This is a genomic window from Gallibacter intestinalis (genome assembly GCF_014982745.1).
Lineage (GTDB): Bacteria > Bacillota > Clostridia > Peptostreptococcales > Anaerovoracaceae > Gallibacter > Gallibacter intestinalis.
Genome location: NZ_JADCKA010000003.1, coordinates 73,753 through 96,836, shown reverse-complemented (window position 1 = coordinate 96,836; position 23,084 = coordinate 73,753). Strand labels below are relative to the sequence as shown.

Sequence of the window (23,084 nt, the reverse complement as noted above, 5' to 3'; positions counted from 1 at the left end):
TTACAAATTTAGTCGCGGTTTAAAAAAATTTATTTATCTTTCATTATACTGCTGTACAGTCTGTAACCTCCTGCAAGATTATAGCAATCATATCCGAGACCTGTTAAAATTCTCGAAACATTATAACTTTTGAGACCGCTTGTACAGCTAAGGTACACCGGTTTATCCTTCGGGATCTCATCAAGGCGCTTTCTTATTTCAACCCAAGGTATATTAACATATCCATCAATCATTCCACCGGCAGTTTCTTCTGGAGTTCTTATATCTATAAGACTGACACTCCCATCTCTTGGAAGATCTGCAACATCATCCCAGAAGTATTGTTTTACCTTACCGCTGATAATATTTTCCGCTGCATATCCTACAATGTTGACAGGATCTTTTGCACTTCCAAAAGGAGGAGCATAGCAGAGTTCAAGTTTTGTAAGGTCAGTTACCTTTCCTCCGAATCTCATAGCAGTCGCCAGAACATCCATGCGTTTGTCCACACCTTCGTATCCGACAATCTGAGCTCCGATTATTTTTTCCGTTTTCTTATCCCATATCACTTTCATGGACATATTTGTTCCTCCCGGATAATATGAAGCATGAGGTGCAAGGAAAGTATAAACCTTATCATAATCAATTCCAGCCGACTTAGCCTGCTTTTCACTGAGACCTGTAGAAGCTACGGTCATATCGAACACTTTAAGAATGGCCGAGCCTTGCGAACCTGTGTATATACTGTCATAGCCTGCGATATTATCTGCAGCTATTCTTCCCTGCTTGTTTGCAGGACCTGCCAGCTGTATTGAAGTCGGTTCTTCTGTTACAAAATGCTCAACCTCAACTGCATCTCCAACAGCATATATATGAGGCACGCTTGTATGCATTCTTTCGTCTACTATGATGCTGCCTTTGGCATTAACCTCAACTCCACAGCTTTGAGCCAGAGCAGTTTCAGGTTTTGTACCGACAGACATAAGCACCATATCTGCAGGAATTTCTTCCTTATCTGTTAATACCTTGCCTTCACCTATTGCAGTTACGCCGCTTCCAAGATATAGCCTGATGCCTTTAGCTCTGATATAATTATGTACATCAGATGCCATATCTGGATCCAAAGGAGCGATTAGATGGTCGGCCATTTCAACGATAGTCACCTTAATGCCTTTTTCGGTAAGATTTTCGGCCATTTCAACACCTATATTTCCTCCTCCTACTACAACAGCGGTAGCTGGATTGTTCATTTTAATGAAAGTATCCATACGCATCGTATCTGGTATATTTCTCAAAGTGAATACATTTTCACGATCAATACCTTCAAGAGGAGGTCTGACAGGTTCCGCTCCCGGAGAAAGAAGAAGCTCATCATAGCTTTCTTCATATTCTCTGCCGGTGGCAAGTTCATTTACTTTTAAAATTTTTCTTTCAGGGTCTATGGAAATAACTTCATTTTCCACGCGAACATCGATATTGAATTTATCCCTGAATCCCTTAGGAGTCTCCACTGTAAGCTTTTCCTTTTCTGTTATCGTTCCACCGATATAGTACGGAAGGCCGCAGTTGGCAAAAGAAACAAATCCGCCTCTTTCAAGAATTATTATTTCAGCTTTTTCATTGAGTCTTCTAAGTCTTGTGGCAGCTGTAGCGCCGCCTGCAACTCCACCGATTATTATTATTTTCATTATCGCACCTCTTTTCTGAAAGGAGAGCCTGTTATGTCACAAGCTGTATTTAACCTGACTGAATTTGAATCTGTTTATATAAAAGCGTTTCCGTTCTGGAATGTGATTTCCAAAACTGAACGTGCATATATACTTGACAATTCCACGGCAGCTACTTACACCAAAGGTTATCATATCCATGACAGCGATGAATGCTCCGGTGTCATTCTTGTGCGTTCCGGCTGCCTGAGAGCCTATATGATTTCCGAAGACGGAAAGGAAGTTACTCTGTACCGCCTTTATCCTGGAGATATGTGCATGCTGTCAGCATCCTGTGTCCTGCAGTCTATTACATTTGATGTATTTGTCGATGCCGAAGAAGACAGTCAGTGCATTGTCATATCCGGGCCTGCTTTTGCTGCTGTAGCTGAACGCCAGCCGGAAGTCCGTATTTTTTCGCTGGAAACTGCTGTAAACCGTTTTTCCGATGTTATGTGGACAATGCAGCAGATACTCTTTATGAGTATGGATAAAAGGCTTGCTATCTTCCTATCCGATGAAATATCCCGCACCGGCTGCGATCTCATACCTATGACACAGGAACAGATCGCAAGATACATAGGTTCGGCAAGAGAAGTCGTATCCCGTATGCTCAAATATTTTGCCGGCGAGGGCATCGTGGAAGTTTCACGAAAGGGTGTCAAAATTTTAGATCGTCTCAAACTGCGAGCTATGACTGTTTAACACAATTTTACCCTTTAATTTATGCTTATTTTACTTTCATTGACAGATTTTATTCTGTGACAAAGTCACAAAAAAACGCGGATCATTTAAAAATCCGCGTTTGTTTTTGCAGTTACCCTATTTTACAATCAGTTCGCAAACTGCATCAGGACCGCATCCTGCTGCGTTTCCTTCGTCTGTGTCAAGATGAACTTCTCTTTCGTGACCTTCGCCGGCTCTAACAAGTACATTGTCAAATACCAGTCCTCTTTCGCCACCAATCTTGATGCTGATAACATCCTTATCCTTAACGCCTGCTTCTTCAGCCTGAGCTGCTGACAGATGAACGTGTCTAAGTGCTGCGATTACACCGTGATCCAGTTCAACTTCTCCGCAAGGTCCTACCAGCTTACAACCAGGTGTGCCTTCCAGCTTACCGGATTCTCTAACTGGAACCTTGATTCCGATTGTTCTTGCGTCTGTAAGAGCAAGCTCAACCTGAGTTTCTTTTCTTGCAGGTCCTAAAACTCTGATTCCTGTAAGAGTCTTTTTAGGTCCTACGATATCAACCTTTTCTTCGCAGGCAAACTGTCCCGGCTGAACCAGATCCTTTGTAGGAGTCAGTTCATGACCCTTTCCGAAAAGAGCTTCAATATGCTCCTGGCTGAGATGTAAGTGCTTGTTGGAAAGTCCTATTTTTACTTCGTAACCCATGGTTATCCTCCTCATTTGTATACTAAATGCTTAAATCTTTATCAACTATATAAGTTTACCACAAAACTTGATTTAATCCAAACAACTTATGTAAGGAAGCTGTCTGTATTTCTGATTGTAATCCAATCCGTAGCCTACGATAAACACATCGCCCACGGTAAAGCCCACATAATCCCCTTGAACATCCGTCTGTCTTCCAGTTGGCTTATCCAAGAGAGCACAGATTTTTACACTGGCAGCGCCTCTATTTTTCAAGTAGCCCTTAAGATAATTCAGGGTAATGCCAGAATCAATAATATCTTCGACAATCAAAACATTCTTGCCCATGACATCTTCTTCAATATCCTTCATTATCTTCACGGTTCCCGATGTCTTTGTGGAAGCGCCGTAACTGGAACAGGCCATAAAGTCTATGGTCATATCCTCAATATCAATTCTTTTCATCAGATCCGCCATCCACGGCACCGAGCCTCTTAAAATACCTACCAATAGCAATGGCTCGTCTAGCTTGCTGTAATCCTCGGTAATCTGCTTCCCTATTTCGTCCGCCTTTGCCTGAATCTGTTCCTGGCTAATCAGTACTTTTCCGGTCACCTTCGTCCTCCTTTATTTCAAACTCAACATCATCTATTATATTTTTACCTTTGTATCGCTTTTTGGCAGTTCTGCTTAAATCAGGCCCAACAAATTTATCCAAAGTAGCTTTTAATATCTGCAAAACACATATCCATAATATTATATCATCGGCCAGTCCCACAGGAAGCAAAAAATCTGGAATAAGTTCTATTGGAATAAACAGATAAATTACCGCAAAAACCAGCAGTATCTTTTTCCATAAAGACACATCTCTGTCCTTCATCATTTTGCCAAGAGAGCCTATTCTCTTTATCCATCTTCTAATTCCTGTAAAAAAGCCCATTTACATGCTCCCGTCTATTAGTATTTTTTCTATTTCTTCAAGGAGTTTTTCATGACCTGTTTTTTTGAGAGAAGATATTGGTATAACCTTATCCTCAGGTTTCATTCCAAGAGTCTGTCTAATAACCTTTTCGCTTTTCTGATACTGATTTCTAGATATCTTATCAGCCTTTGTGGCAACAACGATGCCATCAAGACCGTAATGCTTCAGATAGTCATACATCTGTACATCCTGCTTTGAAGGCTCATGCCTTATGTCCACCAGTTGTATTACTTTAAGCAATCCCTGTCTGGTTTCAAAATATCTTTCCATCATCTTCCCCCAGCTTTCGCTAACTGATTTGGAGACCTTGGCGTAACCGTAGCCGGGCAAATCGACTATTCTAAAACTGTCGTTAATTTCATAAAAATTTATAGTTCTTGTCTTACCCGGACTTTGAGATACCCTTGCCAGCTTCTTTCTGTTGGTCAGAAGATTTAAAAGCGACGATTTACCAACATTAGATCTTCCCGCAAATGCTATCTCATACAGTTCGTCAGGCGGATACTGTTTAGGATCTGCAGTCACCGCCACCAGTTCGGCTTTTTTTATTTCTATCATAATAGTTTCCTCTATACCCTACGGGCCTATATCAGGCTATTTTACAAGGGCTTCCTTTAGAGCTTCGTCAACATTTTTTATAAGAACAAAGTTCATCTGTTCTCTGACATTTTCAGGTATTTCGTCTATATCCCTTTCATTTTCAAAAGGTAGTAGCACTGTTCTAACTCCCGCTCTGTGAGCCGCAAGCACCTTTTCCTTAATGCCTCCCACAGGAAGAACATTACCTCTCAATGTCACTTCACCTGTCATTGCCACATCCTTTCTTACAGGAATTCCCGTAAGAGTTGATATCATGGCAACGCACATTGTGACGCCGGCTGAAGGACCATCCTTAGGAACTGCTCCTTCAGGGACATGAATATGAATGTCCTTTTCCTTGTAGAAGTTCTCGTCTATACCGTGCTTATGTGCAACGGAACGAATATAGCTGATTCCCGTTCTCGCCGACTCCTGCATAACATCACCCAGCTGGCCTGTCAGCTGAAGCTTGCCTGTTCCCGGCACCGCGGATGTTTCTATAAACAGAGTATCGCCTCCAACTACAGTCCATGCAAGTCCTGTAACGACGCCAACTTCGCTCTTGCCGCTGATCTTATCGTATCTATATCTCTTCTTGCCCAAAAGCTCTTCCAAATCCTTCGGGCCAACCTTATAGCCTTCTATGCCGTCAGTTACGACCTTTCTTGCAACCTTTCTCACCAGATTAGCAATTTCTCTTTCCAGATTACGAACACCGGATTCTCTGGTGTAATAGTTAATAAGGTCTCTAATTGCTTTGTCTGTCATCTTAAACTGGGACTTTTCAAGGCCGTGTTCTTTTGTCTTTTTAGGAATGAGGTATTTCTTTGCTATCTGCAGTTTTTCTTCTTCTGTATATCCCGTAACCTCGATAACTTCCATACGGTCAAGCAGAGGCCCTGGTATTGTGTTAAGGGAATTTGCCGTTGTTATAAACATAACCTTAGAAAGGTCAAAAGGCACTTCAAGATAATGATCCGTAAAATCCTTATTTTGTTCAGGGTCTAAAACTTCCAGCAAAGCTGATGAAGGGTCGCCCTTAAAGTCTGAACCAAGCTTATCCACTTCATCAAATAGGAACAGTGGGTTTCTTGTTCCCGCATCCTTTATGCTGTTAATTACCCTTCCCGGAATAGCCCCTATATATGTACGTCTATGACCTCTTATTTCAGCCTCATCTCTTACACCGCCAAGGGACATTCTTACAAATTCCCTTCCTGTAGCTCTAGCTATAGATTTGGCAATAGATGTCTTACCTGTTCCCGGAGGGCCCACTAGACAAATTATCGGTCCCTTGATTTCATGGGAAAGCTCAACAACTGCCAGATATTCCAACACTCTTTCCTTTACCTTTTCAAGGCCGTAATGATCCTCATCCAGGATTTTTTCAGCTTCCTTTAAATCTATATGCTCTTCACTTAGCTTATTCCACGGCAGAGCAAGAATAGTCTCTATATATGTTCTGATGACGCCGGCTTCCGCAGATGTAGGCTGCATTCTGTTAAGCCTGTTTATCTCCTTTTCAAGCTTTTCGCATATGTCCGCCGGAAGCTCCAGCTCGTCCATCTGCTCATGCCATTTTATTATCTCATCGTCTAAATCATCATCAAAGCCCAGCTCTCCCTGGATGGCACGCATCTGCTCCTTAAGATAATATTCTCTCTGATTCTGGCTCATCTGCTCCTTGACCTTTCTGTTGATGTCAAGTTCGATGCCCATTATTTCAATCTCTCTTACGAGAAGGGTATAAACCGTCTCCAGTCTTTCACAAGGCTCTAAAGCCTCCAAAACCTTTTGGTTATCCTCAACACTTAGCTTCATATGCCCTGCGATGGCATCGGCTAAAGCTCCACCTCTCTGGATTCCGGCTACGCTGTGAAATACCTCCTTAGGAGTCTTTTCACTTAAAGCAGCATATTCTTCAAAGGCAGCAAGAGTCATTCTTATAAGAGCTTCTTCCCTTTCCTGATCCTCTTCTGCAGTATCCTGCTCTATATCTTCGTCAACCTCGCATTCAAAATACGGGTCGTCCTGTATCATTTCTATTATTTTACCTCTGGCCACGCCTTCTACCAGAACTCTAATTGTGTCTCCCGGCAACTTAAGCATCTGCTTAACCTTCGCCACTGTTCCCACATGGTAAAAGTCATCTGCCGTTGGCAGATCTGTGTTTTCATCCTTCTGAGAAGCGAGAAATACATACTGGTCCCTTATCATGGCCTGTTCCAGGGCATTTATTGATTTTTCTCTGCCTATGTCAAAATGAAGAACCATATGCGGAAAAATCGACAGTCCCCTTAAGGGTATCATTGGATAATTCATCTTCCCCGTCTCCTTTCTTTCTTTTTTTCATCAAAATCAATTTCTTTTTTAAAAGGCGACTTAAGAAAGCCGCCCCGGATTTTTGCTGTCTATCATATTCTTTGTTACGACATATTCTTTAATGTCATCTCTTCCCGGTATTTCATACATTATGTCAGTCATAACATTTTCCATTATGCCACGCAGCCCTCTGGCTCCTGTCTTTCTCTCGATGGCTTTTTTAGCAATTTCTCTGATAGCCTCTTCATCCACCTTGAGCTCTACGCCGTCCATGGCAAACAGTGCCTTGTATTGTTTAAGAAGAGCATTTTTAGGTTTAGTTATAATCTCAACCAAAGCGTCTTCATCCAGCTGCTCCAACGCAACAATGGCAGGAAGTCTTCCTATCATTTCAGGAATCAAACCATACGCCAGTAAATCCTCCGGTTCAAGAAGCTTCAAAATCTCCTTTTCTTCCTGGGAGGAGCTTTCCACAGCGGAATTAAAACCTATCACCTTTTCGCCGGTTCTCTTTCTTATGACTTTATCAAGTCCGTCGAAAGCACCACCGCATATAAACATCACATTTGTGGTGTCAAAAGGTATGAATTCCTGGTTTGGATGCTTTCTGCCTCCCTGAGGTGGAACATTGGCAACAGTTCCTTCCAAAATCTTAAGGAGCGCCTGCTGAACGCCTTCACCGCTGACATCCCTTGTAATTGACGGATTATCAGATTTTCTTGCAATCTTATCAATCTCGTCTATGTATATTATACCCTTCTGAGCCTTTTCTATATCATAATCTGCTGCCTGAATAAGCTTTAAAAGAATGTTTTCCACATCCTCGCCCACATATCCGGCTTCCGTAAGGGCTGTAGCATCAGCAATGGCGAAAGGCACATTTAATATTCTTGCCAGAGTCTGAGCTAAAAGAGTCTTACCAGAACCTGTAGGTCCCACCATGAGAATATTGCTCTTCTGAAGCTCTACATCATCCTCAAGAGCCGTACCCATTGAGTTTATTCTTTTATAGTGATTGTATACAGCTACCGCCAGAACCTTTTTAGCTTCTTCCTGTCCTATGACATAGTCTGAAAGTTTTTCCACGATTTCCTTAGGCTTAAGCAGTTCAAACTTGCTGTTTTCCTCGCTTTTTGCATCGCCCAGGCCTTCGTTTATGATATCCTGACAGAGCTCAACGCACTCATTACAGATGTACACATCCGGGCCTGCGATGAGTCTTTTAACCTGACTCTGCGGGCGGCCGCAAAATGAGCAGCGTATCTCTCCGGATTCATTATATTTTGTCATATATCACATTTCTCCCAATTATCTTGTCTATCTTGAACTCATGACCTGGTCTATAAGACCATACTCACAGGCCTGCTGAGCAGTCATGAAATTATCTCTGTCCGTATCATTTTCTATTACGGAAAGAGGCTGACCTGTTCTTTCAGCCAAAATCTCATTGAGCTTCGCCCTAGTCTTAAGAATATGTTCGGCGTGAATCTTAATATCCTCCGCCTGTCCACGGGCTCCGCCAAGAGGCTGATGTATCATTATTTCCGAATTTGGAAGCGCATATCTCTTTCCCTTTTCGCCGGCTGCCAGAAGGAAAGCTCCCATGCTGGCTGCCATGCCAACACATATCGTTGACACCTCCGGCTTTATGTATCGGATTGTGTCATAAATCGCCAAACCGGCAGTTACAGAACCGCCGGGGCTGTTAATATATATTGATATGTCTTTTTTAGGATCTTCGGCTTCCAAGAACAGCAGCTGAGCTACTACGATATTTGCAACATCATCGTCAATTTCTCCTCCCAGAAAAATGATTCTGTCCTTGAGAAGTCTTGAATAGATGTCATAGGTTCTTTCGCCTCTGCCTGTCTGTTCTATAACATAAGGTATTAAAGCCATTAGATTATCTCCTATTTTACTTTTGCGTTTTCATAGATAAAGTCAACGGCCTTCTTCATCTTAACATCCTGTCCGATGTATTCCAGATTCTTTTCGCCTACCATTTCCTTTACCTTGTCTGTTTCAAGACCGTACTGAATTCCGAGAAGTTCAAGTTCCTTTTCGATTTCTTCTTCTGTAGCAACAATGGCTTCAGCATCAACGATTGCTCTGATTACCATTCTCATCTTAACTCTTCTTTCAGCATCGTCTTTAACTTCTTCTCTGAATGCCATCATGTCCTTACCAAGGAACTGCAGATACTGCTGGAAGGAAAGTCCCTGCTGTGAAAGCTGCATATCCAGTTCTCTGATCATCTGAGAAATTTCGTCGTCAATCATTACAGCTGGAATTTCGATATCGTTGTTTTCGCATACGATTTCAACAGCCTTATCCTTCATCTGGTTTTCAGCCCATGCTGACTTTCTCTTTGTCAGGTCTTCCTTTGTTTCCTTCTTAAGCTCTTCCAGTGTATCGTATTCGCTTACATCCTTTGCAAATTCATCATCCAGTTCAGGCAGTTCTTCTTCCTTTACTTCGTGTACAACGCACTTAAATACAGCTTCTTTACCTGCCAGTTCTTCTGCATGGTATTCTTCTGGGAATGTAACCTTAACTTCAACTTCTTCATCCTTCTTTGCACCAATCAGCTGATCCTCAAATCCAGGGATGAAGCTTCCGGAACCGATTACCAGAGGATATCCTTCAGCTGTACCGCCTTCAAACTGTTCGTCACCTACAAATCCCTTGTAGTCCAAAATGATGTGGTCGCCGTCTTTAACTTCTCTGTCAACGGTTACCATACGAGCATTTCTCTTTCTGAGGTTTTCGATTTCAGTATTTACATCCTCGTCTGTAACTTCCGCATCAACCTTTTCCAGTTCAATACCCTTGTAATCCTTTACTTCAACTTCAGGATATACGGCTACAGTAACTGTAACTGTGAAAGGTGCATCCTTTTCGATTTTTCCAAATTCCATTCTTGGCTGATCGATAACTTCGATATCCAGTTCATCAAGAGCGTTTGGATATCCGTCTGCCAGCATATCGTTAATGGCATCCTCAGCAAATACATCTCCGTATCTCTTTTCGATGATGCTTCTCGGAGCCTTGCCCTTTCTGAATCCGTCGATTGTAAACTGATTCTTGTTTTCCTGATAGGCCTTTACTCTCGCCGCCTCAAACTCTTCTGCGGTAAATTCGATAGTAAATTTCGCGTCTCCGTTTTCCTTTGCTAACAATGTCGCTTTCATTTTCCTAAACTCCTCCTACTTGTTTATCTTGTTTAAAAGCGCAAGCCCTCTTTCGTACTTGCTCCTTTTTTCCGGTTGAAGTCCGTATTTTTCGGACAGTCGATCACCCAAAATCAAAAGCTTATTCTCGTCTCCGGTGATAAGTTCAATTTCCATTTCTCTTATCTTTTCAATCTGGCTACCGACTTTTATTTCTCCATCATCAAAGCAAAACTCCACGACGGTGTTTTCGTCTTCCGCTTGCCATTGATGCCTCTTTATATCGATGTTCATGATAGGAATCAGCTTTTTGTGACCGATTATCTGTATCATTTTTTCACCGATTTCACTTTGGCTAAACACATCAATATCAGGAGATACCGGAATCTCTCCTGAACCTACTGATATATTTAACTCTTCTCTCACGTGCAGAGAACCTTCCTGCTTGCCTCCCCACTTGAGTGTCGCTATGTTGCGCGTTCCTTCTTTTCTTATGCGGAACGCAATGAGATTTTTCTGTAAAAGTCCGTCTTCGGTATCGAAATACACCGCTTTCATATCAAGCTGCTGGTCGCTGCTCTCCACCGTATAATCGGAGTTTAGCGTAACCTCTTCAACCTGCTTTGCGATGTCTTCATTTTCGAGCCGATATTTAAGTTCTATTTCCATAAATAACCTCTGACATGCAATGCAATTATGATACCATTTTTAGCTGAAAAACTCAAGGAATTCCCTCAAAAAACTCTCTTTCCGTGGAACTGGTAATAACAGGTTTTAAGCCTGCCGTTAAACAACTTCCTTCGTCGGTCCGCCTTTCTGCCCATAACTTTGTCTTCAAACTCCTCGTCCGGGGTAATGATAAACAGGGACCAATCCGGATTTTCTTTAAAGAATTTCTTAAGTTTGCCATTGATGGCTTCTATAGCCTCTTCATCTCCGATACGCTGACCGTAAGGCGGATTCATGATGATTATGCCGTTTTGACCGTCAGGCTCCATATCCTTTATATCCATTACAGAAAAATCAATGACATGATCTACTCCCGCCTCTTCGGCATTTTCTCTGGCAGCTTCAAGGGTTCTTTTATCTATGTCCGATGCTCTTATCATCAGCTCCCCTTCGCTGTCTATTTCCTCGTAAGCCTTTTTCCTTTCTTCCTTCCATATACTTTCGTCGATTATATCCCATCCCTCGGAAGCAAATTTTCTGCCCAGTCCTGGCGCTATATTCAGTCCAATCATAGCTGCTTCTATTGGAATCGTCCCGCTACCGCAGCATGGGTCTACTAGCAGCCTGTCCTTATTCCAGAAAGAAAGCATCACTAAAGCTGCCGCCATGGTTTCCTTGATAGGTGCAGCCACAGGATTTATTCTGTATCCTCTTTTGTGCAGAGCTTCTCCGCTTGTATCGACTGTTATGGTTGCCCTGTCCTTTAACATTGTTACCTTAACCGTATACTCTGCTCCAGTTTCAGGTAGCTTATCTGTAACATAAAACTCACTGAGCCTGTCCGCTATGGCCTTTTTAACTGTCTTTTGGCACGCTGGAACGCTGTGAAGCTTTGACTTTACAGATGTGCCGATAACAGTAAACTGTCCGTCTACAGGAATCAGCTCCTCCCATGCTATACCTTTAACCTGCTGAAAAAGCTCCTCAAATTCCGCCGCTTCAAATTCAGCCATCTTAAGGAGAATTCTATCCGGGGTCCTGAGCCACAGATTGCTTCGTACAATGCCCCTTTCATCGGCCATATATGTTACTTTGCCGTCTTCGGTTTTAACTATTTCATAACCCAGTGCCTGTATTTCCCTTCTTGCCACTGCTTCCAGACCGAAGGTTGTTGTCGCTATCAACTCTCTTTTCATATTTTGTCTCCGAAAATATCCTCTCCGAAAAAATCGGCTATCCCCCAGGGGATAGCCTGATAGATAATATCCTATTTAAATCTTCTGCGTCTGTTAATTGCACTTTTTTGAAGTACATCGATGTTTTCAAGGGCTCTGCCAGTACCTATCGCTACGCAATCCATAGGATTTTCAGCAATCTTTACATTTATGCCCGTTCTCTGCTTGATTCTCTCATCAATGCCGTACAGAAGAGCTCCTCCTCCAGTAATTATTATACCGCCGGTACTGATGTCCGCTGCCAATTCAGGTGGAGTCTTTTCAAGAACCGAATGTGTAGCTTCACAAATCTGCTGCAAAGGCTCTTCTAGGGCTTCCATCATTTCGCTGGATGTAACTTCAACTTCCCTTGGCAGACCTGTTACCAGATCACGACCGCTACATGTGTAAGATACCTCTTCAGGACGAGGGAAAGCAGTTCCTATTTCCTTCTTGAGAGTTTCTGCCATTCTCTCACCGATGTAGAGCTTATGTTTCTTTCTCATGTACTTAACTATGGCTTCGTCCATCCTGTCTCCTGCCACCTTAAGTGATGTGCTGGCTACGATGCCTCCAAGAGAAATAACCGCTATATCCGATGTACCGCCGCCTATATCTATAACGAAGGTACCTTCAGGTCTTGAAATATCTATATCAGCACCTATAGCTGCCGCAAGAGGCTCTTCCATCAGGAATACATCTTTACCACCTGCCTGTGCCGCCGCTTCACGAACCGCTCTCTTTTCAACTTCTGTTACACCGGAAGGAACGCAAATCATTATTCTAGGTCTAAAAAATCTGCCGCTTCCGCATGTTTTTTTAATGAAGTACTTGAGCATTCTTTCCGTTACATCGTAATCGGATATAACGCCGTCTCTAAGAGGTCTAAGCGCAATAATATTAGCCGGTGTTCTTCCCAGCATTTCCTTGGCTTCCTGACCGACTGCCAAAATCTCGTCTGTTTCCTCATCAACGGCTACCACTGATGGTTCCTCCAGCACGATGCCTTTTCCCTTTATATATACGAGTACATTTGCCGTACCCAGGTCAATACCTATTTCTTCTGTGAATGCCATAAACGGATTCTCCTTCCTTAAACATTTTACTGCTATAATATTATATGATAAGCAACTTTCCATTTCAACCTTTTTATGTATATCAATATCATTACAATTATGTTATAATTTCAGCGGAAAACACAAATACAAGCAGGAGGTTATTATGATTTTTTTCAAGAATGATTACGGCTCCGGCGCTCATCCTAAAGTGCTGGAAGCTCTGGTTTCAACAAATATGGAAAACACTGTAGGTTACGGCATGGACGAATACACTGCTCAAGCGGCAGATGCCATCCGAGCAAAGGTAGGGTGTCCGGACGCTGCGGTTTATCTGACTATGGCCGGCACTCAGACAAATTTGACAGTTATCGGAGCAACATTAAGACCTCACGAAGCGGTTATTTCCGCTGAAACAGGTCATGTGTGCGTTCATGAAGCAGGCGCCATCGAAGCCACCGGTCACAAGGTTATCCATGTTCCTACAGAAGACGGAAAACTCAGACCTGCTGATATAGATAAGGTAATGAAGCAGCATTGTAATGCTCACTGGGTAAGACCTAAGATGATTTACATCTCAAATCTCACAGAAACAGGTCTTACATACAACAAAGCTGAACTTAAAGCTTTAAGAGAAAAATGCGATGAGCACGGACTGTACGTATTCATGGACGGTGCAAGACTTGCTATGGCTCTTACTCAGAAAGATAACGATTTGAAATTTACAGATCTTCCTGAGCTTTGCGATGTATTTTACATCGGCGGTACAAAGTGCGGTGTACTTTTCGGCGAAGCCATAGTAATTGTCAACGACAGCATGAAGCCTGACTTTAATCGTATTATGAAGCAGAAAGGTGCTGTCCTCGCCAAGGGAAGACTCCTCGGCGTTCAGTTCAAAGCCATGTTTGATGGAGATCTTTATCTGGAACTTGGTCAGCATTGTAACGATCTTGCTCAGCAGCTGATAAGCGCTATTGCAGGCAACGGATATGAATTTATGTGGCCTCCTTGCAGTAATATGATCTTCCCTATCTTCCCTCTTTCTGTTGTAAAGAAGCTGGATGAAGCAGGCGTTCTCTACGACGATTTTGAAGAAGTAGGAGACGGCAAGGCCGCCATGAGACTTTGTACTTCATGGAGCACTACTCAGGAAGAAGTTGATGAATTTATCAAGCTTATCGAAAAATAAAGGGCGGGCTATAGTATAAAATAAAAAACCGGAGCGGTTTTACGACTGCTCCGGTTTATTGTATTTCACATAATTAGTAATTTTCTTTTCTTACTTCGAAGTAGCTCTGTGCATGCAGGCAAGTTGGGCATACCTTAGGAGCCGCCTTTCCTACATACAGGTGTCCGCAGTTTCTGCATTCCCAAACAGTTTCAGCATCCTTTTCAAATACTCTTTCGCTCTTTACATTATCCAGAAGAGCTCTGTATCTCTTTTCATGTTCTCTTTCAATATCTGCAACCAGTCTGAACTTTGTTGCAAGCTCTGGGAATCCTTCTTCTTCAGCTTCCTTTGCGAATGTATCATACATATCTGTCCATTCGTAGTTTTCGCCTTCTGCAGCTGCTAGCAGATTGTCAGCAGTTGCTCCGATGCCTTCCAGTTCCTTGAACCAGAGTTTAGCATGTTCCTTTTCATTATCAGCAGTCTTAAGGAAGATTTCTGAAATCTGCTCAAACCCTTCCTTCTTTGCTGTGCTTGCAAAGTATGTATACTTATTTCTTGCTTGGCTTTCACCAGCGAACGCTTCCATCAGATTTTTTTCAGTTTTTGTTCCTGCATATTTGCTCATTTTATTACCTCCGTATTTATTTTGACATTAGTTATCATTATCAATCTGTAATAACTTATAGTAATTTTACCACATGAGGTAGTTTTAAATCATCCTTTTTCTGTTTTTTCTACTTTATAATTTTAATGGTTTCCGGATTTATGGATTTAATAGTCGGCGTTCCTGTCATCTTCATTACATCTTTAAGTTCAGCAGCAATTTTTTCAAGATAAATTTTAACACCTTCAGCACCGCCTCCAAATGCCGCAACTGCGCATGGTCGTCCTATAAGCACCACATCAGCCCCCAAAGCCAGTGCCTTATACACATCTGCCCCGGTTCTGATACCTCCGTCAATCAGTATCTTTGATCTATTGCCTACAACCTGTTTTATTTCAGCAAGAACTTCACCTGTGGCAAGACCTTCATCAAGAACTCTGCCGCCGTGATTTGAAACAACTATAGCATAGGCACCGGCATCTGCCGCTGCTCTGGCACTCTTAGCAGTCATAACGCCTTTTACGACAAAGGGCAGCTTTGTCATACTGCACATTTTCTTTATATCATCTGCACTTTTAGCTACCATAGGTTCTGCGGAAGCAGATGAATGTGGCAGTCCCGCACTGTCAATATCCATTGCTATAGCTGTGGCGCCTTTCTGCTCTGCAAATTTAATTCGTTCCTCCACCAGTTCCATTCTCCAAGGCTTAAGTGTAGGTACAGCAGGAACTCCTAGTTCCTCTATGGCTCTTATGGGATCAAAATAGCATTCATCCACAGCTCCACCGCCAGTAAACGCCAATGTACCGGCCTTGGCGGCACCCTCAATTACCGCCTTTGCATATGTATATTCGTCAAGCTTATCGGAAAAATTAAGAGCAATCATCCCTATCGGCGCTGGCAATATAGGCATGGAAAGACTGCATCCAAATAACTCTGTATATATTTCAGGTTCAAAGGATTCTGTTACCACATCCATATGTATTTTCACATGCTCACGCCACCAACTGTAATTTCTGATTGCAGAGCTGCCACTGCCCTTTCCTCCGGGGCCTGGCACCTTTCCGGCACAGGCTCTGCCATCGCATACGGGGCACACATGGCATTTTTCCATATTCTCTTTTGCTGTTTTAAGCATTGAATTATAATCCATAATTACCTCTACAATTTAAGCATATTTGCATTTTTAAAATAGGCTGCTTCATCTTCCCTATGGGTCACCCAGAGTACAGTTTTACCACTTAACAGCGGCACTATAGTCTCCATCACCTTTTTTTCCGTTTCTTGATCAAGACCTTTTAAAGGCTCGTCAAAAAACACAATATCCCTATCTGCAAGAACAGCCCTAAGTATTGCCACTCTCCGCTTCATACCTCCGGAAAGTTCAGAGACCTGTTTACCTGCCATATCTTTCATGCCGATGATTTCAAGATATTTAACGACTTCCTGTTCCGATATTCCCTTTTCGTCCTTGCCTCCGGTCATGCGTATATTAGCTGACACCGTTAGGTTTTCGCAAAGCCTGTCCTCCTGAAATACCGCCGCCATGGTTTTATTTTCTATGCCTGTAATACGTCCATCGTCATAGTCTTCAAGGCCCATTAGTATGCGCAGCAGTGTCGTCTTTCCAATTCCGGAACTTCCCATGATACATGTTACGCTTCCGTCCTCAAATTCAGCAGAAAACTCTTTAAACACGGCAGTATCACCGAAGCTTTTGTTCAATTCGTCTATTTTTATCATTTTTCCATACCTCTGCTAACTGCAATACTTCGTTAAAGAGATTTTTCTATGCGGGAAGCACCTTTATTTACAAGGCCCATAAAAATCTTTTCAAACAAAACGCTTATGCATATAATCACCACAGTCCACGCAAACAGCGATGCCGTATCGAGAAAAATCTTGGCTTCGTAAAGATTTTCGCCTATGGTTCTGTCAGGAAGCCCTATTACTTCGGCTGCCACACCTGCCTTCCAGCACATCCCAAGTGTGACAGAGCACGCACTTCTGAAAAACGGCAGCACCTGGGAAATATATATATACTTAAATCTTTCCCTTCCCTTCATACCGAACACATCTGCCATTTCCAAAAGCTGTCTGTCCATATTGCTTATACCCTCATACATATTGGTATAAATAATCGGAAAGACCATCAAAAAAGAAATCACTATGGAAAGATTTGCCGATGAAATCCATATAAGCACCAGGATAACAAAGGAAGCGACTGGAATCGCTTTTATCGTCTGCATAAAAGGCTCAAGCAGCTCCGCAAACCTTTTGTATCTGCTTGCCAATGCAGCCGCTGCTGTACCTAGTATCAAAGCCAACAGAAATCCGCTAACAATCTTTGCAATGGAAAATCCCACAGATTGCCAGAACTCCGCCGTAATTATCAACTCTCCCAGTCTTATAAGTACATCAACAGGAGATACTAGCAGTATCTCCTGTCCGATTACCACGCTGGCCACTTCCCATATAAGCAGCCAGAATATAACGGCCCACAGCCGCATTTTTTTCTTTTTCTTACTGTCCGTAATAGAAATCATCTTCAGGCAGCTGTCCTCCTATAGCCTTAGGATTCTGTTCCATAAGCACGGAAAGGTATCCGGAAAGTTTATCTTTCATTTCACTTCCTGCGATGTATACGATGTTACATTCAGGCAGAGCTTCCTTTGCTACCTGTGCCGGAACTATATCATAGTTGCCTACCAATTCTGCGGCAGCATCTGTATTTTCATTTACATAGTTAACGGATTCCTCATAGTGGGAAAGGAATGCTTCCACCGCATCAGGATTATTTTCAACAAATTCCTTATTGGCTACGATAACTCCTGTTATCATTGTACCCTGAGCTTCTTCACCTTCCTGAAGCTTATCCCATTCTTCGGTAAGGTCCAGAGCCACTCTAATGTTAGGGTTCTTAGTCTGAGCTGTAGTTACAAAAGGCTGAGGCAGCAATGCTATACCGTTTTCATCATTTGCAAGTGCTGCTACACATTCGGAGTGTTCGCTCTTCCACTCAACCTGTACATCTTTTCCGATTTCAAGACCGTTCTTTTCCAGAATGTAGTTTAATGAATACTCTGGAGTTGCACCCTTACCGCTGGCATAAATTGTTTTGCCTTTAAGGTCTGCAACGCTGTTTACAGTGTCACCGGTTTCGCATATATAAAGTACACCGAGAGTGTTTACAGCCAGTACCTGCACATTCCCATCGGTATTGTTGTACAGTATCGATGCCATATTTGCAGGAAGAGCCGCGATGTCAACTTCGCCCTTTGTAAGAGCAGGTGTGACTTCATCTGCTGAAGCTGCAATAGAAAATTCATAGTTATTGTCCGTAACATCGCCAGCATCAACATCATCCATGAATTTTACCATGCCCATGGCTGTAGGTCCTTTAAGGGCCATCACGCTGACATCCACAGGATCAGCCTGTCCGCAGCTTGTCAATCCGAAGCCTGCCAACGCAATTACCGCTGCCATGGCCAGTGACATAACTTTTTTCATTTTTTTCATTTCTGCCTCCCTTTAATAATAAATGCTCTTATAACGATAGTTTGACTCATGTATAATAATCATACCACCGTTAGGGGATTTTTAAAACCTTCTGACAGAAAACATATTGCTCAATTGATTTTTTGATTTATTCTATCTATAATAAGTTTGAGTAGGTAATACAACTTAAACTTAACTTTAAGTTAACAATTTTTCAATTATTTGTAAGGAGAAAATTATGTTATACACTGTAGGAGAAATGGCAAAGGTAATGCATATTCCCGCTTCAACATTGCGCTATTACGATCAAGAAGGTCTGCTTCCTTTCGTTGAACGCTCCAGCGGCGGAATCCGCATGTTTTCAGAAAAGGACTACGAATGGTTGAAGGTTATAGAATGTCTTAAAAGTTCAGGGCTCTCAATTAAAGAAATCCGCGCCTTTATAGATATGGCAGCAAGAGGCGACGAATCCATACATGAAAGGCTAGAGCTTTTTCAGTCCAGAAGAGCCGCAGTTAAAAAGCAGATGGAAGATCTCCAGGCCACTTTGGATCTGTTGGAGTTTAAATGCTGGTACTACGAGCAGGCAGTAAAAGACGGTACCGAAGCAAATGTTAAAGCCATGACCGCCGACCAGCTTCCTGAGCCGTACAAAACCACAAAAGAAAAAATGAGCATGAATAAGGGCATATAGCCCTTTTTTCATGCTCAAATTAAATTTTGAATCTTACTATTTGCTATTTATTTTCCGCTACCAGTTCCTTATCCTTCTTTGCATCAGGTGTAATCTTGTAAATGAGAATATAAAGTACAAAGGATACAATCAACGCAAACAATCCTGAAGGAAGTCCATAAGGAAGCGTAGTCACATACTGGAACACATATCCTATAACCGCACCTACAATAAAGGATATTATTCCAGCCCATCTAACTGCAGGCTGTCTGTTGAGGAAATCTGCGTTATATTTTTTCTCGCGACCTACAACAAAGAAGTCTGCCAGGATCGGCGCCGCAAGAGGTGGCGCTATAGCTCCCAATGCATTTATGAAATCAGCAAAGAACAGCTGATAAAATGCTGCCGCTCCCAGTATTGTACCTAAAATACCTACGATAATTACTATGGTCTTTCTCTTTGCTCTGAAGCCCATTGCATCAAGGGCAGGACCTGTATACAGTGCATTACAGTACAGCTCAGAGTTATCTGTAGTCCACAGTGCAGTTGTCCATACTACCACACCGAGAATTGCAAGAAGTACGCCTGAAGCTATCATCCAGAACACGTAGTTGAATTCTCCGGTTGCAACAACACCTATATATCCTACAAAGTTCAATATCGGATTTGTGAGTATAAAGCATGCTGCAGCACACAGCCATACGGCTTTTACAGATTTATTAAATCTGAACATATCAACGCCCATTATGGCTCCTGCAATCCAGCTTCCCACAACAATCGTTATACCATTACCGATACCCATTCCGCTCAGTTTATCCGCTTCACTGTTAAATGCTCCTATACCGCCGCAATTGTGCAGAAAAACTATTCCTGCAATAACCGCAACTATAAGTATCAGCGGCGAAAACACAGTGGCAACCTTTTCAATGGCAGACATACCTCGAACTGCAGTATATGTAAATATCAGTCCGAAAATTGCACAAGCTAGGAACTCTTCAAGGCTTATAGGATCAACGCCTTCCATTCCAAATTTAGCCGGATCAATTACAGTGATGCCGGAAGGATTTCCAATCCATTCACTCCATACCTCTCCAACCATGCCTGCGATACTTGCAAACCAGCCCAATGTTAAAATCGACATTATCGCAAGGGGTATTATTGCACCTTTACTTCCATATGAAAATCTTGAAAGTAACGCCAGATTATATCCTGTTTTCTGAGCAGCTACACCCAAGAAAGATGTCATCACATACAGTGCACCCATTCCCAATACGATAGCCCAAAACGCAGGCCAAAACGGCATACCGTCCGTGCCTCCATATCCTGCAAGATTACCTCCCACAATGAGTCCTGTAACGGCATATCCGAAGCCTATCCACACCATGAACTGGCTTCTTGTGGACCTTCTGGCATCAAGAGGTACCGGTTCGAGCATATACTCGCCGTCCTGATAATAGGATTCCTCTTTTAAGTCTTTTCTCTTAATGTCTTCCATAAACCTCTCCTTTCAACCGTCTCGCTGGTCTAATTATATTATTCATTGTATTTTCAGTCAATTCCATTATATAATTGAACTATATTATATAGCTTTTATGCGTATCAAAAGGAGGTCTTAATATGGCTATGAACGAATTATATAAAATGACGGCACATCAGGTGAAGGAAGGTAATTTTAACAAGGCAATTTTGGCAGTAGGTTCCTGCGAAGCTCACGGTCAGCACATTGCTGAAGGCTGCGACACTCTTGTATCTTACAGACTTTCCAAACAGATTGCAGATAAAGTTGAAGGAATGCTCGTTTTACCTCCTATTATGGTAGGTTACAGCGGACACTACGATTCATTTCCTTTTTCTCTCACTTTAAGCTACGATACAACTACTCAGGTTGTCTACGATATGCTCGAATCCTGCATAAGACAGGGAATAGATGAAATCTTTATCATGAACGGTCACGACGGTAATATCGCACCTATTGAAATAGCTTCTAGAAAGATAAAAGAAGTTTACCCAGACGCAAAAATAGCTGCCTTAACCCAGTGGTGGGTGGCAGCAGGTGATTTGCTTCCTGAAGGAACATTTGAAGTATGGGGAGGTCTCGGCCACGCAGGAGAAGGCGAAACATCCATCGCATACTACCTGTTTGGCGAATGGTGCGAACCTGACCAGGCAACTTCTGTTGTACCTGATCTTCCTGAATACCTCGATGTTAAATGGGATTTCTCAGAGCTTACCAATACCGCCCAGACCGGTGATGCCACAAAGGCTACTGCCGAAAAGGGCAAGATGATGAACGATGCCATCGTAGAGTATGTGGTTAAGGCTCTTAAGGAACTTGATGACAGACAGTGGAAATTTAAATAGTTTCAATCTTTCTGACAGTTTTGCGAAATTGAAAACTAAATAGCACTGCGGTAAATGAAACGGCTATAAAATCCGCAACCGGCTCTGCCATGTAAACTGACATGGTTTTATCGCCGGAAAACAGCATCGGCATTATATAAATCAGCGGTAGCAGCAAAACAAATTTACGTGTTATCGCTACCACTATGGATGCCTTTGCATTTCCCAGTGCGTTAAAAGTCATTTGGCATGCCATCTGAATGCCAAACATAAACATGCAACCTAAATATACTCTCAAGGCCGTTTCAGTAAAATCCAAAAGAAATTCCTCTGTGGTAAACATTGCGGCAAACATTCTCGGAAAGGCCATAACTAATATCCACAGAGAAATAGAATAAATCAGACTTGTTTTAAGCAGCTTTTTAAAAGCTGCTTTTACTCTTTCTGGGTCTTTAGCACCGTAATTGTAGCTTATAATCGGCTGTGCTCCCTGACCAAACCCCTGTAACGGCAGCATGGCAAACTGCATCACACTTGTGAGAATAGTCATAGCTCCAACCGCCAAATCGCCTCCATATTTAAGAAGTGACGAATTAAAGCATACGGAAATCACACTTTCGCTGGCCTGCATTACAAAGGTGGAAAGCCCCAGTGCTAAACTCGGCATGATGATGCTGTATTTAAGTCTCATATTTATCAGCCTAAGCTTTAAATGAGTTCTCTTTCCAGACAGGAATACTATAACCCATGCACATGACATGGCCTGGGAAATAACCGTCGCAAGGGCTGCACCCTTAACACCCATGCCCATGGCAAATATAAATATCGGGTCTAGAATAATATTAGCTACTGCACCTATTAGCACCGACAACATTCCCGTTGTTGCAAAGCCTTGAGCGGTAATAAAGGCATTCATACCTAAAGTCAGCTGTACAAATATAGTTCCCAGAGCATAGATATTCATGTAACTTACGCCATATTCTATGGTATTTTCACTGGCACCAAAGGCCATAAGAAAATCCCTGTTCCATATCAAAAGGGCACAAGTCAAGAGCACCGAGATAATCAAAAGAGCGGTAAAGCTGTTGCCCATGGTTTTTTCTGCGGAATCCTTGTCACCCTTTCCCATAAAAATAGATGCCCTCGGCGCACCTCCAAATCCCGCTAGAGCAGCAAAGGCCGTAACTATCATAATAAGTGGCATGCAAACACCGACACCTGTCAGTGCCGTAGCTCCCACCTCTGGAATATGTCCTATATATACTCTGTCAACGATGTTATACAGCATATTTATGACTTGAGCTGTTACCGTCGGAATTGCCAGCTTCAAAAGTAGCTTACCCACCGGCTCAGTTCTTAAAAAGTCTCTATTGTCAGTCATAAAATCAATTTGCCTCTTAGTCATTTATAAATAATACTCGCAAAAGGTATTTTACTACTTCTAAGTAAATAAAAAAAGACCGTTATTATACGGCCATTAGCTTTTGTATCGCCAGATATTAAACAAATTGCGTCTCCCCTTCGGGATGCCAAATAACCCTTGATAATATTCGCTCAATGGTGATGTGACTCTGTGCTTCGGGTAGCGACCCCTGGCATTTTCACACCGCTTTCGCCTAGACCACACGGGAATGATACCCGCAACTTTCACCCACTTCAGAATTTAGGCATTATGTTATAATCACTTTTAATACTTGCTCCTGTAATGGAGCGGACTTGGGCTACTTGTGCCTGCTTCTCGC

The 23,084-nt window shown here is 42.4% G+C and carries 23 protein-coding genes; 4 read left to right on the top strand and 19 right to left on the bottom strand.

What is annotated here, in order from left to right; all coding sequences use genetic code 11:
* Window positions 1–29: 29 nt before the first annotated feature.
* Complete coding sequence (locus INF20_RS03120) at window positions 30–1,667, bottom strand: FAD-dependent oxidoreductase (protein ID WP_226384933.1); 1,638 nt, start codon at window positions 1,665–1,667, stop codon at window positions 30–32.
* Between the two features lie 33 nt (window positions 1,668–1,700).
* Between INF20_RS03120 and INF20_RS03115 the strand changes: the two genes are divergently transcribed.
* Window positions 1,701–2,390, top strand: a complete 690-nt coding sequence (locus INF20_RS03115; RefSeq protein WP_226384932.1) for a Crp/Fnr family transcriptional regulator — start codon at window positions 1,701–1,703, stop codon at window positions 2,388–2,390.
* A gap of 117 nt (window positions 2,391–2,507) precedes the next feature.
* Here the strand turns inward: INF20_RS03115 and INF20_RS03110 are convergent, their stop codons facing one another.
* The 11 genes from INF20_RS03110 to mreB form a co-directional block, all read right to left on the bottom strand.
* Window positions 2,508–3,083 carry a PduL/EutD family phosphate acyltransferase gene (locus tag INF20_RS03110; RefSeq protein WP_226384931.1) on the bottom strand — a complete coding sequence of 192 codons (576 nt, stop codon included), beginning with the start codon at window positions 3,081–3,083 and terminating at the stop codon, window positions 2,508–2,510.
* A 72-nt stretch (window positions 3,084–3,155) separates the two neighbouring features.
* Window positions 3,156–3,677 carry a hypoxanthine phosphoribosyltransferase gene (gene hpt / locus INF20_RS03105; RefSeq protein ID WP_226384930.1) on the bottom strand — a complete coding sequence of 174 codons (522 nt, stop codon included), beginning with the start codon at window positions 3,675–3,677 and terminating at the stop codon, window positions 3,156–3,158.
* Window positions 3,655–4,002, bottom strand: coding sequence for a YkvA family protein (locus INF20_RS03100; RefSeq protein ID WP_226384929.1), 348 nt, complete (start codon window positions 4,000–4,002; stop codon window positions 3,655–3,657). The genes hpt and INF20_RS03100 overlap by 23 nt, the downstream gene beginning before the upstream one ends.
* Window positions 4,003–4,599, bottom strand: a complete 597-nt coding sequence (yihA, locus tag INF20_RS03095) for a ribosome biogenesis GTP-binding protein YihA/YsxC (protein WP_226384971.1) — start codon at window positions 4,597–4,599, stop codon at window positions 4,003–4,005. It abuts the gene before it with no gap.
* A 39-nt stretch (window positions 4,600–4,638) separates the two neighbouring features.
* Window positions 4,639–6,945 (bottom strand): endopeptidase La, encoded by a 2,307-nt coding sequence (lon, locus tag INF20_RS03090; protein ID WP_226384928.1) that lies wholly within the window; start codon window positions 6,943–6,945, stop codon window positions 4,639–4,641.
* Window positions 6,946–7,005: 60 nt separating this feature from the next.
* A complete protein-coding gene (gene clpX, locus INF20_RS03085; protein ID WP_226384927.1) occupies window positions 7,006–8,235 on the bottom strand; it encodes an ATP-dependent Clp protease ATP-binding subunit ClpX in 1,230 nt (409 codons plus the stop codon).
* Between the two features lie 27 nt (window positions 8,236–8,262).
* Window positions 8,263–8,844: an ATP-dependent Clp endopeptidase proteolytic subunit ClpP gene (clpP, locus tag INF20_RS03080; RefSeq protein ID WP_226384926.1), complete on the bottom strand. Its 582-nt coding sequence runs from the start codon at window positions 8,842–8,844 to the stop codon at window positions 8,263–8,265.
* Window positions 8,845–8,855: 11 nt separating this feature from the next.
* Window positions 8,856–10,136 (bottom strand): trigger factor, encoded by a 1,281-nt coding sequence (tig, locus tag INF20_RS03075; protein WP_226384925.1) that lies wholly within the window; start codon window positions 10,134–10,136, stop codon window positions 8,856–8,858.
* Between the two features lie 15 nt (window positions 10,137–10,151).
* Window positions 10,152–10,784, bottom strand: a complete 633-nt coding sequence (locus INF20_RS03070; protein ID WP_226384924.1) for a CYTH domain-containing protein — start codon at window positions 10,782–10,784, stop codon at window positions 10,152–10,154.
* A 65-nt stretch (window positions 10,785–10,849) separates the two neighbouring features.
* A complete protein-coding gene (locus INF20_RS03065; protein ID WP_226384923.1) occupies window positions 10,850–11,980 on the bottom strand; it encodes a THUMP domain-containing class I SAM-dependent RNA methyltransferase in 1,131 nt (376 codons plus the stop codon).
* Window positions 11,981–12,051: 71 nt separating this feature from the next.
* Window positions 12,052–13,074 (bottom strand): rod shape-determining protein, encoded by a 1,023-nt coding sequence (gene mreB / locus INF20_RS03060; protein WP_226384922.1) that lies wholly within the window; start codon window positions 13,072–13,074, stop codon window positions 12,052–12,054.
* A 145-nt stretch (window positions 13,075–13,219) separates the two neighbouring features.
* Between mreB and INF20_RS03055 the strand changes: the two genes are divergently transcribed.
* Window positions 13,220–14,242 (top strand): threonine aldolase family protein, encoded by a 1,023-nt coding sequence (locus tag INF20_RS03055; protein ID WP_226384921.1) that lies wholly within the window; start codon window positions 13,220–13,222, stop codon window positions 14,240–14,242.
* A 73-nt stretch (window positions 14,243–14,315) separates the two neighbouring features.
* On the opposite strand, the gene rbr is transcribed toward INF20_RS03055, so the two are convergent.
* The 5 genes from rbr to INF20_RS03030 form a co-directional block, all read right to left on the bottom strand.
* Entirely contained in the window at window positions 14,316–14,852 is a 537-nt protein-coding gene (rbr, locus tag INF20_RS03050) for a rubrerythrin (protein ID WP_226384920.1), read from the bottom strand.
* 109 nt (window positions 14,853–14,961) lie between these two features.
* Window positions 14,962–15,984, bottom strand: a complete 1,023-nt coding sequence (locus tag INF20_RS03045) for an alpha-hydroxy-acid oxidizing protein (RefSeq protein WP_226384919.1) — start codon at window positions 15,982–15,984, stop codon at window positions 14,962–14,964.
* A gap of 8 nt (window positions 15,985–15,992) precedes the next feature.
* Entirely contained in the window at window positions 15,993–16,574 is a 582-nt protein-coding gene (locus INF20_RS03040) for an ATP-binding cassette domain-containing protein (RefSeq protein WP_226384918.1), read from the bottom strand.
* Between the two features lie 32 nt (window positions 16,575–16,606).
* Window positions 16,607–17,377, bottom strand: a complete 771-nt coding sequence (locus INF20_RS03035) for an ABC transporter permease (RefSeq protein WP_226384917.1) — start codon at window positions 17,375–17,377, stop codon at window positions 16,607–16,609.
* On the bottom strand, window positions 17,355–18,350 hold the full coding sequence (locus INF20_RS03030) for an ABC transporter substrate-binding protein (RefSeq protein ID WP_449757708.1): 996 nt from the start codon (window positions 18,348–18,350) through the stop codon (window positions 17,355–17,357). Before INF20_RS03030 ends, INF20_RS03035 begins: the two co-directional genes overlap by 23 nt.
* Before the next feature lie 217 nt (window positions 18,351–18,567).
* On the opposite strand from INF20_RS03030, the gene INF20_RS03025 reads away from it, so the two are divergent.
* Window positions 18,568–19,023: a MerR family transcriptional regulator gene (locus INF20_RS03025; RefSeq protein WP_226384916.1), complete on the top strand. Its 456-nt coding sequence runs from the start codon at window positions 18,568–18,570 to the stop codon at window positions 19,021–19,023.
* 43 nt (window positions 19,024–19,066) lie between these two features.
* Here the strand turns inward: INF20_RS03025 and INF20_RS03020 are convergent, their stop codons facing one another.
* On the bottom strand, window positions 19,067–20,497 hold the full coding sequence (locus INF20_RS03020; RefSeq protein ID WP_226384915.1) for a purine-cytosine permease family protein: 1,431 nt from the start codon (window positions 20,495–20,497) through the stop codon (window positions 19,067–19,069).
* A 122-nt stretch (window positions 20,498–20,619) separates the two neighbouring features.
* On the opposite strand from INF20_RS03020, the gene INF20_RS03015 reads away from it, so the two are divergent.
* Window positions 20,620–21,363, top strand: a complete 744-nt coding sequence (locus INF20_RS03015; protein ID WP_226384914.1) for a creatininase family protein — start codon at window positions 20,620–20,622, stop codon at window positions 21,361–21,363.
* On the opposite strand, the gene INF20_RS03010 is transcribed toward INF20_RS03015, so the two are convergent.
* Window positions 21,356–22,723, bottom strand: coding sequence for an MATE family efflux transporter (locus INF20_RS03010; protein WP_226384913.1), 1,368 nt, complete (start codon window positions 22,721–22,723; stop codon window positions 21,356–21,358). The genes INF20_RS03015 and INF20_RS03010 overlap by 8 nt on opposite strands.
* Window positions 22,724–23,084: the final 361 nt, after the last annotated feature.

Excerpts from the sequence above, each read along its gene's own strand:
- INF20_RS03120 (WP_226384933.1), bottom strand. The coding sequence starts at position 1,667 with ATGAAAATAATAATAATCGGTGGAGTTGCAGGCGGCGCTACAGCTGCC.
- INF20_RS03115 (WP_226384932.1), top strand. The coding sequence starts at position 1,701 with ATGTCACAAGCTGTATTTAACCTGACTGAATTTGAATCTGTTTATATA.
- INF20_RS03110 (WP_226384931.1), bottom strand. The coding sequence starts at position 3,083 with ATGGGTTACGAAGTAAAAATAGGACTTTCCAACAAGCACTTACATCTC.
- INF20_RS03100 (WP_226384929.1), bottom strand. The coding sequence starts at position 4,002 with ATGGGCTTTTTTACAGGAATTAGAAGATGGATAAAGAGAATAGGCTCT.
- lon (WP_226384928.1), bottom strand. The coding sequence starts at position 6,945 with ATGAATTATCCAATGATACCCTTAAGGGGACTGTCGATTTTTCCGCAT.
- clpX (WP_226384927.1), bottom strand. The coding sequence starts at position 8,235 with ATGACAAAATATAATGAATCCGGAGAGATACGCTGCTCATTTTGCGGC.
- clpP (WP_226384926.1), bottom strand. The coding sequence starts at position 8,844 with ATGGCTTTAATACCTTATGTTATAGAACAGACAGGCAGAGGCGAAAGA.
- tig (WP_226384925.1), bottom strand. The coding sequence starts at position 10,136 with ATGAAAGCGACATTGTTAGCAAAGGAAAACGGAGACGCGAAATTTACT.
- INF20_RS03070 (WP_226384924.1), bottom strand. The coding sequence starts at position 10,784 with ATGGAAATAGAACTTAAATATCGGCTCGAAAATGAAGACATCGCAAAG.
- INF20_RS03065 (WP_226384923.1), bottom strand. The coding sequence starts at position 11,980 with ATGAAAAGAGAGTTGATAGCGACAACAACCTTCGGTCTGGAAGCAGTG.
- mreB (WP_226384922.1), bottom strand. The coding sequence starts at position 13,074 with ATGGCATTCACAGAAGAAATAGGTATTGACCTGGGTACGGCAAATGTA.
- INF20_RS03055 (WP_226384921.1), top strand. The coding sequence starts at position 13,220 with ATGATTTTTTTCAAGAATGATTACGGCTCCGGCGCTCATCCTAAAGTG.
- rbr (WP_226384920.1), bottom strand. The coding sequence starts at position 14,852 with ATGAGCAAATATGCAGGAACAAAAACTGAAAAAAATCTGATGGAAGCG.
- INF20_RS03045 (WP_226384919.1), bottom strand. The coding sequence starts at position 15,984 with ATGGATTATAATTCAATGCTTAAAACAGCAAAAGAGAATATGGAAAAA.
- INF20_RS03040 (WP_226384918.1), bottom strand. The coding sequence starts at position 16,574 with ATGATAAAAATAGACGAATTGAACAAAAGCTTCGGTGATACTGCCGTG.
- INF20_RS03035 (WP_226384917.1), bottom strand. The coding sequence starts at position 17,377 with ATGATTTCTATTACGGACAGTAAGAAAAAGAAAAAAATGCGGCTGTGG.
- INF20_RS03030 (WP_449757708.1), bottom strand. The coding sequence starts at position 18,350 with ATGAAAAAAATGAAAAAAGTTATGTCACTGGCCATGGCAGCGGTAATT.
- INF20_RS03025 (WP_226384916.1), top strand. The coding sequence starts at position 18,568 with ATGTTATACACTGTAGGAGAAATGGCAAAGGTAATGCATATTCCCGCT.
- INF20_RS03020 (WP_226384915.1), bottom strand. The coding sequence starts at position 20,497 with ATGGAAGACATTAAGAGAAAAGACTTAAAAGAGGAATCCTATTATCAG.
- INF20_RS03015 (WP_226384914.1), top strand. The coding sequence starts at position 20,620 with ATGGCTATGAACGAATTATATAAAATGACGGCACATCAGGTGAAGGAA.
- INF20_RS03010 (WP_226384913.1), bottom strand. The coding sequence starts at position 22,723 with ATGACTGACAATAGAGACTTTTTAAGAACTGAGCCGGTGGGTAAGCTA.